General features: G+C 46.0%; 1 rRNA gene. It reads right to left on the bottom strand.

Going from position 1 to position 200, the window contains the following annotated elements:
* Positions 1 to 115 precede the first annotated feature (115 nt).
* Positions 116 to 200, bottom strand: a 23S ribosomal RNA gene (locus JI666_RS21525); the annotation flags it as partial.

Genomic DNA, 200 nt, shown 5'->3' with positions numbered 1-200 from the left:
GATGTTAGCCGTTCGATGTTCACCACAGGACGTGGTGGAACTTAGTCGAACTTCCTTGTTTCAGGTTTGTACCCTGAAAACTAGATAGCACTCACAACGTTTTCCAATAATGTTTTAGGTTAAGCCCTCGATCGATTAGTATTCGTCAGCTCCACGTGTTGCCACGCTTCCACCCCGAACCTATCTACCTCATCATCTCT

Source organism: Bacillus sp. NTK071 (assembly GCF_017303315.1).
GTDB lineage: Bacteria > Bacillota > Bacilli > Bacillales > Guptibacillaceae > Guptibacillus.
The sequence above is the reverse complement of the archived record's forward strand: the minus strand, read 5'-3'. Positions and strand labels throughout refer to the sequence as shown.